The following is a 10,658-nucleotide window of genomic DNA, read 5'->3' on the forward strand; positions in this document are numbered from 1 at the left end:
CTTTCGGTGGGACTATCACAACCAAGTGAACGTGATCTGGCTGAATATTTAATTCCAAGACTTCACAATCTTTTATATTGCACAAAATGTAGATCGAGCGGTAAAGCTCCTTACCTACATTACCTTTCAAGATCTTAAATCTATACTTCGGCGTCCATACTATGTGGTATTTACAACGCCAATATACATGTGATGAACTTCTGTAGTCGCCCATGTTTTTAGTTTCCTCTTACTTGTGGTGAATAAGAGACTTACTTCTAACATGGGCATTCCTTCGGGCAATAGCCCCAAGGGACAATCACCACCGCCCTAGGCGGTGGTTTAGAGCTGACAATAAAAAAGCCTCACGGATGTGAGGCTTTTTGAATCAAGCTGTTAACTTTATTTGGCGAAATAAGGTCATTCAGCGAAAATGAGTTAACCAGAAAAAACTTCTGACTGCGGGAAAAAGAACTCGATTTCACGCGCTGCAGATTCTGGGCTGTCAGAACCGTGCACAGAGTTTTGACGCATGTTTAATGCGTAGTCATTGCGCAAAGTACCACACGCCGCTTCTTCCGGGTTAGTCTTACCCATCAACTCACGGTAGCGCGCAATTGCATTCTCGCCTTCTAAAACTTGAACCATAATCGGTCCAGAAGTCATAAACTCTTTTAGCGGTGGAAAAAACGGTTTTCCTTCATGCTCAGCATAAAAGCCACTTGCCTGCTCATCAGTCAGGTGAACCATTTTTGCAGCGACGATTTTTAGTCCTGCTTTTTCGATACGCTGATAAATTTCGCCAATAAGGTTACGCTCAACAGCATCGGGCTTAATGATTGAAAAGGTTTTTTCTAGCGCCATAGGGTCTTCCTTTTATTTCTAATTGGTTTGTTATTATAAGCAGCCCGAAAGCTGCTTTTTATGCCAGTTATTTTTCAGACTGCTCAGTCAAAATGCGAGCAAGCGTACGAATACCTACACCGGTAGCACCTGCAGCCCATTTGTCGGTTGCAGATTTGCGGTACGTCGCTGCGCAGTCAAAGTGCAGCCAGCCTTGCTTGTAGTTCTCAACAAAGTAAGAAAGGAACGCCGCTGCTGTGCTTGCACCTGGAGAGTAGTCACCACTACTGATGTTACAAAGGTCAGCAAAGTTAGACGGCAACATTTCACGATGGAACTCAGCAAGAGGTAAAGGCCATAAGCCTTCGTTTTCTTGTTTCGCCGCTTCCAGAGCTTGATGTGAAAGCTGGTCATCAAAACTCATCAATGCGTGATAGTCATTACCTAGCGCATTTTTCGCAGCGCCAGTTAGAGTTGCACAATCGATGATAAGTTGCGGTTTTTGCTCGCTAGCGAAAATCAAACCGTCAGCAAGAACCAAACGTCCTTCAGCATCAGTATTTTGTATTTCAACCGTTTTACCATTCTTATAGGTGATAATATCACCCAATTTAAGTGCACGACCTGAGACCATGTTCTCCGCGCAGCATAGGATCAGTTTCACACGCTTGTTTAGACCGCGCATTATCGCCAAAGCCAAACCACCTGTTGCCGTAGCAGAGCCGCCCATATCGGCTTTCATCGCACCCATCATGTTTGATGGTTTCAAGCTGTAACCGCCTGAGTCAAAAGTAATACCTTTACCAACGATACATGCGAATACTGGCGCGTTGTCATCGCCAGTTGGGTTGAAATCAAGTTGCAGCATCGCAGAAGTGCGCTCAGAGCCACGACCAACCGCATAAATGCCTTCCCAGCCTTCCGCTAGTAGATCTTTATCTTTGACGATTTTGATGCTGACAGTGCCTTCTGGAGACACTGACTTAATAAATTCAGAGGCCATCGTTGCCAATTGGCGAGGGGCTACTTCTTCTGCCGATTTGTTGATGATATCGCGAGTAAAATCAGCCGCTTTAATACGTGCATTCAGCTCTTTATTTGCGGCTTCATCAAGCTCAGGAAATTCAATTTTGGTATTTTTTTTCGCACTGCGATAGGCCTGAGAAAACGCCCAAACACTCTCAAGACACCAATTTTCACCTTTTAATGAAACGCTTTTAATGCCTTGCGAATCTAATTTGCGCGCCGCGCGTTGAATTGCACTCAGATCCATGGCTTTATCAAGATGGATCACGGCGCCGTTTTCATTAAAAGAAAGTAATGCTTTTTCACCCCAATGTGGTAAAGCCGCGTCTTGGCTTAAAAATACAGACATCTGTGTAGACATGGTTTCTCCTTGTCTTTGTGTGGCGTTGCCTACGCCTTTCTTATTCAAACCCTAGGATGTTAGCATTATGTAGGGCTATCATGTCAACTTGATAAAAAAGCGGACTTATTAGCCCGCTTTTTTTAGTGAAACTTGTTAATTTTGTGAGATAGATAAGAGAGTTATCTAGTCCATCTCATCCATCCAGCACAAAATGATCGCTTCAAGAATTTTCTCATTCGAACGATTCGGATCATCATCAAAATCTTCAAGATCCAGAATCCATTGATGAAGATCGGTAAAACGTACATTTTTCGGATCTAAATCTGGAAATTGGTCGCACAGTTCAATTGCGATGTCTCGAGAATCTGTCCATTTCATTGCTTGGCTTCCTAAACGGTTATATTAATGATCTTCTTTAGCTAAGTTAATGGTGTACTTAGGAATTTCTACAACTAAATCTTCATCAGCGACCAAAGCTTGGCATCCTAAACGCGACTCAGGTTCTAAGCCCCAAGCTTTATCTAGCATGTCGTCTTCAAGCTCATCGCTCTCTTCAAGCGAATCAAAACCTTCACGAATAATCACGTGACAAGTGGTACACGCACATGACTTCTCACACGCATGTTCAATACCGATACCATTTTTCAGAGCCACGTCCAAAACCGACTCTCCGCTTTGAGCTTCTAGCACGGCACCTTCTGGGCATAAATCTTCATGAGGTAATACAATAATCTTAGGCATATAACTTCAAACCTCTATCAAATATCGTTAACAGACTGACCAGCTAATGCCGCGCGAATGGATTTATCCATTCGACGAGAGGCAAAATCTTGGCTGGCTTTATCCGTATCTTTGATGCTTTGTTCAATCGCATCTGCATCATCGCCATTTCGCACCTCAATCAGAGATTCTATGGCTTTTAGTAACACTTGGCGTTCAGCTTCACTCAGTAACTCATCACCATCAGCTTGCATTGCCGCAAGCAGACCTTCGATCACGCGATCCGCCTCGACTCGTTGCTCGGCAAGTGCACGAGCCTCCATGTCTTGTTTCGCATGAGTCATTGAATCTTTTAGCATATCTGCGACTTCAGTGTCACTTAAACCGTACGATGGTTTGACCTGGATATCAGATTGTACCCCGGTGCTTTTTTCCATAGCAGTAACAGACAGTAAACCGTCAGCATCGACTTGGTAAGTAACGCGAATATGTGCAGCGCCTGCCGCCATCGGTGGAATCCCTTTCAAAGAAAAACGCGCCAACGATCGGCAATCGTCGACCATCTCGCGCTCACCTTGCACAACATGCACGCTCATCGCAGTTTGACCGTCTTTGAATGTCGTGAACTCTTGTGCTCGAGCGACAGGAATCGTGGTATTACGTGGAATAATCTTCTCCACCAAACCACCCATGGTCTCAATCCCTAAAGACAGAGGAATCACATCAAGCAGCAACATCTCCGAATCCGGTTTATTACCCGCAAGAATGTCCGCTTGAATAGCCGCTCCAATAGCGACGACTTCGTCAGGATTAATACTGGTTAATGGCGTGCGCCCAAAGAAGTCACCCACCATGTTACGTACCAATGGGGTACGCGTTGAACCACCAACCATCACGACTTCAAGTACCTCGTCACTCACTACGTCAGCATCTTTCAACGCGCGTCGGCAAGAAAGCAGGGTCTTCTTAATCAAAGGCTGAATAAGCTCATTGAGCGTATCGCGCTGTAATTCACCTTGCCATCCAAATACCGATACAGGAACGCTTTCAGCATCTGATAGCGCGATCTTAGCTTGGGTGGCTTGATTCAGTAATACACGGTTTTGCTCTGCGGTTAACGGTTGCTGCGCACCACTTTGCTCAAGCAAATATTCCGCAATCAAGTGGTCAAAGTCATCGCCACCTAGCGCTGAATCGCCGCCAGTTGAGAGCACTTCAAACACCCCTTTTGATAAACGCAAAATCGAAATATCAAAAGTACCGCCACCTAAGTCGTAAACAGCGATAACACCTTCTTGACCAGAGTCCAAGCCATAAGCAATCGCGGCGGCTGTCGGTTCATTAAGCAAACGCAGTACATGCAATCCTGCCAATTTAGCCGCATCTTTCGTGCCCGCTCGCTGAGCATCATCAAAATACGCGGGTACGGTAATCACCACGCCAGCTAATTCACCGCCCAAGCTTTGCTCGGCGCGCTGCCCAAGAGTCTTAAGAATGTCAGCCGAAACTTGAATCGGATTACGATTGCCCGATTGAGTCGTCAATAGCGGCAAGCCCGACTCGGCTGGCGAAAACTGGTAAGGTAAGGTTGGGTAGCGTGCTTGAATGTCTTGCAAGGAGCGACCAAGCAGTCGTTTCACCGAAATAATGGTATTAACGGGATCAACCTCAGCTTGCGCTTTGGCTTCATAACCGACTAAAGGTTGCTGCGAGGAATAGTTAACCACAGAAGGCAAGATGGCACGTTGCTTGTCATCTTTAAGGGTTTGCGCTTCGCCGCTTCGAACGGAAGCGACCAGCGAATTGGTTGTACCTAGGTCGATACCTGCGGCCAATTTGTGCTCATGAGGAGCCGAACTTTGTCCCGGCTCTGCAATTTGGAGTAACGCCATAATTGGTCCTTTTATTAAAACTAGTCGAGGAGCTTATCTTCAACTCGTTCTATTTCTTTCTTGAGTTTGGCAATAAATTTCAACTTGCGTACGCGATCTGCCGCTTGCGCCCACAATGTATCGCTAAGTTCTTGCTCTACTGCAGCTAAATGCTGCTTATACATTTTGGCGACTTTTGCGTCGAAGTCGAACAATGAAGATTCTGGATCGGACGATTGAGCAATCGATTCGAGTTCTTCTCTCAGCTCCATCTGCTCCATCAGAAACATTGGGTCTTGCATGGTTTGTTGCTCACCACGAATGTCTTCACCGTGCAGGGCCAACAAATACTCGGAGCGAGAAATAGGGTCTTTTAAAATTTGGTAGGCATCGTTGATTTGTGATGCCTTTTGCACCGCCTGTAGACGGTCACGCTCCGAAGCTGTGGCAAAATTATCTGGATGAAAGCGCTTTTGTAGCTCTCGGAACTGTGAAGAAAGAAGGCTACCATCCAGTTGGAACTGAGTTGGTAGCCCAAATAATTCAAAGTGATTCATGGAGAATTGGTCCTTAGCGAATGGCCTTTTATCTGGCTATCAGAGATTAAACGTTAAAGCTCTCACCGCAACCACATTCACTTTTCGCATTAGGGTTATTGAATTCAAAACCTTCGTTTAGGCCTTCCTTGACATAATCAAGCTGAGTACCATCCAAATACACGAGGCTTTTTTTATCGATGATGACTTTTACGCCTGAGTGCTCAAAGATTTCATCTTCATCTGGGTTGACTTCATCAACAAACTCAAGCACATAAGCCATACCGGAACAGCCCGTCGTCTTGACGCCTAAACGTAGACCGATGCCTTTACCACGGTTTTCAAGAAAAGCTTTTACTCGATTAGCTGCTGAGTCTGATAATGTGATGGCCATACTGCACCTTAAACTGATTCTAACAATTGGAATGGGAGCTTTGAGCTCCCATTATAACGGTTTTTTACTGATGTTTTTTCTTATAATCAGCAACGGCCGCTTTAATTGCATCTTCGGCAAGAATTGAGCAGTGAACTTTCACTGGAGGCAGTTCTAGTTCTTCTGCAATTTCTGCGTTTTTAATCGCTGCCGCTTCATCGATGCTCTTACCTTTTACCCATTCTGTCACCAGCGAGCTAGATGCAATCGCACTGCCACAGCCATAGGTTTTGAACTTAGCGTCTTCGATGATGCCTTCTGGTGTGACTTTGATTTGAAGCTTCATCACGTCGCCACATGCAGGCGCACCAACCATGCCGCTACCTACAGTAGGATCTTCGTTATCAAATGAACCAACGTTACGTGGGTTCTCGTAGTGATCAATTACTTTTTCGCTATATGCCATAATAAGTTACCTCGAATCCTCTATTTATCCTTGGAACGATTTAGTGATGAGCCCACTCAACAGAACTTAAATCGATACCCTCTTTGTACATATCCCATAGAGGAGACATGTCACGTAGCTTGGTTACTGCTACGCGAATTTGTTCAATTGCGTAGTCAACTTCTTCTTCCGTGGTAAAACGACCGAAAGAGAAACGAACCGAGCTGTGCGCTAATTCGTCATCAAGACCTAAAGCACGTAGTACATATGAAGGCTCAAGGCTCGCAGATGTACATGCACTGCCTGAAGAAACGGCAAGGTCTTTAAGAGACATCAATAAAGACTCACCTTCAACAAAAGCAAAGCTCACATTAAGGTTGTTTGGTAGTCGCTGCTCTAAATCACCGTTAACGGTGACCGCTTCAAGATCTTGAACGCCAGCTAATAGTCGATCACGTAGCGCTTTACCGTGCTCGTAATCTTTTTGCATTTCTTGCTTTGCAATACGGAAAGCTTCACCCATACCCACGATTTGGTGAGTAGGTAGTGTGCCCGAACGGAAACCGCGCTCATGACCGCCACCGTGCATTTGAGCTTCTAAGCGAATGCGTGGTTTACGACGAACATAAAGTGCGCCAATCCCTTTGGGACCATAAATCTTGTGTGCAGACATAGAAATCAAATCGACTTTCATTTCTTGCACATCAATCGGTAGTTTGCCTGCAGATTGAGCCGCATCAACGTGGAATACAATTTTGCGTTCGCGACACAATTCGCCAATTGAAGCGATGTCTTGAATCACGCCAATTTCGTTATTTACGTGCATGATAGACACGAGAATAGTGTCGTCGCGCATCGCATCTTCAAGCTTTTTAAGATCGATCAGACCGTTCGACTCAGGTTGAAGGTAAGTGACTTCAAAACCTTCACGCTCCAGTTGACGACATGGGTCAAGGACAGCTTTATGCTCGGTCTTACAGGTAATAATGTGCTTACCCTTCTTACCGTAAAAATGCGCCACACCTTTAATCGCCAAGTTGTCAGACTCTGTTGCGCCAGATGTGAAAATGATTTCACGCGGATCTGCGTTAAGAACGTCTGCGATTTGTTCACGAGCGGTATCTACTGCTTCTTCAGCTTGCCAACCATAACGATGTGAGCGTGAAGCCGGGTTGCCAAAAGTACCATCCATCGTCATGTACTGAAACATTTTCTCAGCCACACGAGGATCGACAGGACAAGTTGCTGAATAATCAAGATAAATAGGCAGTTTCATTTTCTACTCCAATGTAACATGCAGACCGCTTATGAGCGGAAATTAACTCCGATGGGCGCGCTATTCGTTGTTGTACTGGCTGCCCCATGATTAACCACAAGATCGATATCTTGACGGTCGGAAATTTCTAGGACTTCATTATCCACCATCAACTCGCCAAGAGTAATGTTGTTCAAGAAGTCACTAATACGAGAACTTAGGTCACGCCATAAAGTATGAGTAAGGCAGCGAGTACCGCCCTGACAGTCTGCTTTGCCATTACATTTGGTTGCATCAACGGATTCATCAACCGCTGCAATCACAGTACCAATTGCGATAGTTTGCGCATCGGCACCGAGACGATAACCACCGCCGGGTCCACGTACGCTTGCAACAAGTCCTGCTTTACGTAATTTTGAAAATAGCTGTTCAAGATAAGATAGAGAGATACCTTGACGCTCAGAAATATCAGCTAGAGGTACTGGGCTTTGCTGTGAGTGCAGAGCCACATCTAACATGGCCGTTACTGCATATCTTCCTTTAGATGTTAGTCTCATATTACACCATATCCACATCGTTTATGTGGTATGAATTTTTTCATACCCGACCAAATTGGTCAAGTATTTATTTGACTAATTTAGTCAGGTATTATCTATTCATTCAATAGACGTTATCTATGTGATTGTATAATCGCCACATTAATTGCTTTTTAACTTATTCGATTTATCTATGGCGGTTAAAATCCCACGAAGGGTGTTCAGCTCTTGTAGCTCAGGTCTCGCTCGGGAAAACAGACGACGCATCTTGTTCATCACTTTACCAGGCTGATCCTTAGAGATAAATTGAGTCTCTATCAACACTTTTTCAAGGTGCTGATAAAATAATTCCAACTCTTTATTACGTGGATAGTCAGGTTGAGTCTCCAGAGTATCTTCATACCCACTCGCTTGCTGTTCTAAATACGCCATACGTACTTCATAACTCAATGTTTGTACGGCCATCGCTAAGTTTAAAGACGAATATTCAGGATTTGCAGGAATTGCGACATGGTAATGGCATGTTTGCAGCTCATCATTCGTCAACCCAGTACGCTCACGACCAAAAACTAAAGCTACATCATGTTGCTGCTTAGCTTGGGCAATCAGTCGCTGACCACATTCTCGTGGTTCAAGCATCGGCCATTCTAGCGTCCGAGAACGTGCGCTTGAACCAACCACTAACGTGCACTCTTCAATCGCTTGCTCTAGTGAATCAACCACAGTGGCATTGAGAGCGATTTCGCTGGCTCCTGCTGCCAAAGCGATAGCCTGAGCGTCGACTTCACATTGCGGAGAGACCAACACCATTTCGCTGAGCCCCATCACCTTCATTGCACGCGCTGCTGAACCAATATTGCCGGAATGAGAGGTGCCAACAAGCACCACTTTAACGTGATTGAGCATGATCGAATCCACTAGAAGAAAATTTCGAGGCGGATATTAACACATAGTTGACACAATTGGTCCGCCTCAGGAAGACTCAATGACTGAAAGTTCAAAAATTAACCGCTTCCCTTTTGTTGTCACTCTGGTATACTCGCGCCGTTTTCTGTTCTTTAACATCCGTTGGGAAATCTTGTATGCATCCTATGCTTAATATTGCTATTCGCGCCGCGCGAAAAGCAGGCAACCATATTGCCAAATCACTAGAAAATGCTGAAAAAATCGAATCTGTACAAAAAGGTTCGAACGACTTTGTTACTAACGTCGACAAAGAAGCAGAAGCGATCATTATCAATACAATCAAACAATCTTATCCGGATCACAGCGTTATTGCTGAAGAAAACGGTCTGATTGAAGGCAAAGATAATGACGTGCAATGGATCATCGACCCACTGGATGGCACCTCTAACTTTATCAAAGGTCTACCTCATTTCGCAGTTTCAATTGCCGTACGTATTAAAGGCAAAACTGAGGTTGCGTGTGTTTACGACCCAATGCAAAACGAACTATTCACTGCGCATCGCGGCGCAGGCGCTCAACTAAATAGCGCTCGTATTCGTGTCAAACCACTCAAAGACCTTCAAGGTGCATTACTCGCAACTGGTTTCCCATTCAAGCAAAAACAGCATTCTGAAAGTTACTTCAAAATTCTTTCATCACTGTTTGTTGAATGTGCAGACTTCCGCCGTACTGGCTCTGCTGCTCTTGATCTATGTTACGTGGCTGCTGGCCGTGTTGATGGTTACTTTGAACTTGGCCTTAAGCCATGGGATCTAGCAGCGGGCGAATTGATTGCTCGTGAAGCTGGTGCGATTGTTACCGACTTCGCAGGTGGCACTGACTACATGAAATCAGGCAACGTTGTTGCTGCAAGCTCTCGTGGTGCGAAATCACTACTTAAGCACATTCGTGATAACGCGAATGAAGCGATGTTGAAATAATTTTCAAACACTAAAAACCGTCACAGCTGAATAGAGCCGACTTTATCAAGTCGGCTTTTTTATTGTCTGACGATAAATCCACCTAAGGATACTCTAAGGTACTATTCAGACTAAACCGCTTGGGGACTCTCCACGTACCGGCCTGTCGACGTCCCACTGAAAAATATCGTGAAAAAGCCCCAGCAGCTTCTTAATTATGGCAGGGGGGACTAGGCCCCAGCACACCGAAGATTCGATGGGACTTGCCTACAAGCTCCCAACACGCGCCGACTTTTGGTATTAGCGAAATCCGCTGCTCTGCCAATTATAACTACGACACAAATACCCAAGTCACAGACGTAAAAAAGCCCCAGTATTTAGACGGGGACGCCTAGTCTGAGGCCTCTTATATATGGCAATGATTGACTGGGTCGGCGCACCGAAGATTCGATGGGACTTGCCTACAAGCTCCAAACACGCGCCGACTTTTGGTATTAGCGGAATCCGCGGCTCTGCCAATTATAACTACGACACAAATACCCAAGTCACAGACGTAAAAAAGCCCCAGTATTCAGACGGGGACGCCTAGTCTGAGGCCTCTTATATATGGCAATGATTGACTGGGTCGGCGCACCGAAGATTCGATGGGACTTGCCTACAAGCTCCAAACACGCGCCGACTTTTGGTATTAGGGGAATCCGCGGCTCTGCTAATTGGAACTACATAAACTAATATCCAAGTAACAGATGTAAAAAAGCCCCAGTCTTTCGACTGAGGCTTCTTAAATATGGCAGGGGTGGAGAGATTCGAACTCCAAACACGCGCCGACTTTTGGTATTAGGGGAATCCGCGGCTCTGCTAATTGG

The 10,658-nt window shown here is 45.3% G+C and carries 13 protein-coding genes; 1 reads left to right on the forward strand and 12 read right to left on the reverse strand.

All coding sequences use genetic code 11. The features are described 5' to 3' along the window. From tnpA to trmJ, 12 genes are all read right to left on the reverse strand, one after another. On the reverse strand, window positions 1-214 hold a 214-nt coding region (gene tnpA / locus BLS03_RS24635), incomplete at its 3' end, for an IS200/IS605 family transposase (RefSeq protein WP_143015694.1). 203 nt (window positions 215-417) lie between these two features. Beyond that, on the reverse strand, window positions 418-843 hold the full coding sequence (ndk, locus tag BLS03_RS24640) for a nucleoside-diphosphate kinase (RefSeq protein ID WP_093279492.1): 426 nt from the start codon (window positions 841-843) through the stop codon (window positions 418-420). A 67-nt stretch (window positions 844-910) separates the two neighbouring features. Next, window positions 911-2,209, reverse strand: coding sequence for an aminopeptidase PepB (gene pepB / locus BLS03_RS24645; RefSeq protein WP_093279493.1), 1,299 nt, complete (start codon window positions 2,207-2,209; stop codon window positions 911-913). A gap of 165 nt (window positions 2,210-2,374) precedes the next feature. Further along, window positions 2,375-2,569 carry a Fe-S cluster assembly protein IscX gene (gene iscX / locus BLS03_RS24650; RefSeq protein WP_093279494.1) on the reverse strand — a complete coding sequence of 65 codons (195 nt, stop codon included), beginning with the start codon at window positions 2,567-2,569 and terminating at the stop codon, window positions 2,375-2,377. Between the two features lie 24 nt (window positions 2,570-2,593). Beyond that, on the reverse strand, window positions 2,594-2,932 hold the full coding sequence (gene fdx, locus BLS03_RS24655) for an ISC system 2Fe-2S type ferredoxin (RefSeq protein ID WP_093279495.1): 339 nt from the start codon (window positions 2,930-2,932) through the stop codon (window positions 2,594-2,596). A gap of 17 nt (window positions 2,933-2,949) precedes the next feature. Further along, window positions 2,950-4,803, reverse strand: a complete 1,854-nt coding sequence (gene hscA, locus BLS03_RS24660; RefSeq protein WP_093279496.1) for a Fe-S protein assembly chaperone HscA — start codon at window positions 4,801-4,803, stop codon at window positions 2,950-2,952. A gap of 20 nt (window positions 4,804-4,823) precedes the next feature. Next, entirely contained in the window at window positions 4,824-5,339 is a 516-nt protein-coding gene (gene hscB, locus BLS03_RS24665) for a co-chaperone HscB (protein WP_093279497.1), read from the reverse strand. 46 nt (window positions 5,340-5,385) lie between these two features. Next, on the reverse strand, window positions 5,386-5,712 hold the full coding sequence (gene iscA, locus BLS03_RS24670; protein WP_093279498.1) for an iron-sulfur cluster assembly protein IscA: 327 nt from the start codon (window positions 5,710-5,712) through the stop codon (window positions 5,386-5,388). Window positions 5,713-5,776: 64 nt separating this feature from the next. Beyond that, window positions 5,777-6,157 (reverse strand): Fe-S cluster assembly scaffold IscU, encoded by a 381-nt coding sequence (gene iscU, locus BLS03_RS24675; protein ID WP_093279499.1) that lies wholly within the window; start codon window positions 6,155-6,157, stop codon window positions 5,777-5,779. Between the two features lie 40 nt (window positions 6,158-6,197). Continuing rightward, window positions 6,198-7,412, reverse strand: coding sequence for an IscS subfamily cysteine desulfurase (locus tag BLS03_RS24680; protein WP_093279500.1), 1,215 nt, complete (start codon window positions 7,410-7,412; stop codon window positions 6,198-6,200). A gap of 29 nt (window positions 7,413-7,441) precedes the next feature. Then, window positions 7,442-7,948, reverse strand: coding sequence for a Fe-S cluster assembly transcriptional regulator IscR (iscR, locus tag BLS03_RS24685; protein ID WP_093279501.1), 507 nt, complete (start codon window positions 7,946-7,948; stop codon window positions 7,442-7,444). 141 nt (window positions 7,949-8,089) lie between these two features. After that, window positions 8,090-8,833 (reverse strand): tRNA (cytosine(32)/uridine(32)-2'-O)-methyltransferase TrmJ, encoded by a 744-nt coding sequence (gene trmJ / locus BLS03_RS24690; protein ID WP_093279502.1) that lies wholly within the window; start codon window positions 8,831-8,833, stop codon window positions 8,090-8,092. Window positions 8,834-9,009: 176 nt separating this feature from the next. Here trmJ and suhB point away from each other — a divergent pair, with 176 nt between their 5' ends. Continuing rightward, window positions 9,010-9,813: an inositol-1-monophosphatase gene (suhB, locus tag BLS03_RS24695; protein WP_093279503.1), complete on the forward strand. Its 804-nt coding sequence runs from the start codon at window positions 9,010-9,012 to the stop codon at window positions 9,811-9,813. The last annotated feature ends 845 nt before the right edge of the window (window positions 9,814-10,658 follow it).

Source organism: Vibrio xiamenensis, from assembly GCF_900100015.1.
GTDB classification, from domain to species: Bacteria; Pseudomonadota; Gammaproteobacteria; order Enterobacterales; family Vibrionaceae; genus Vibrio; species Vibrio xiamenensis.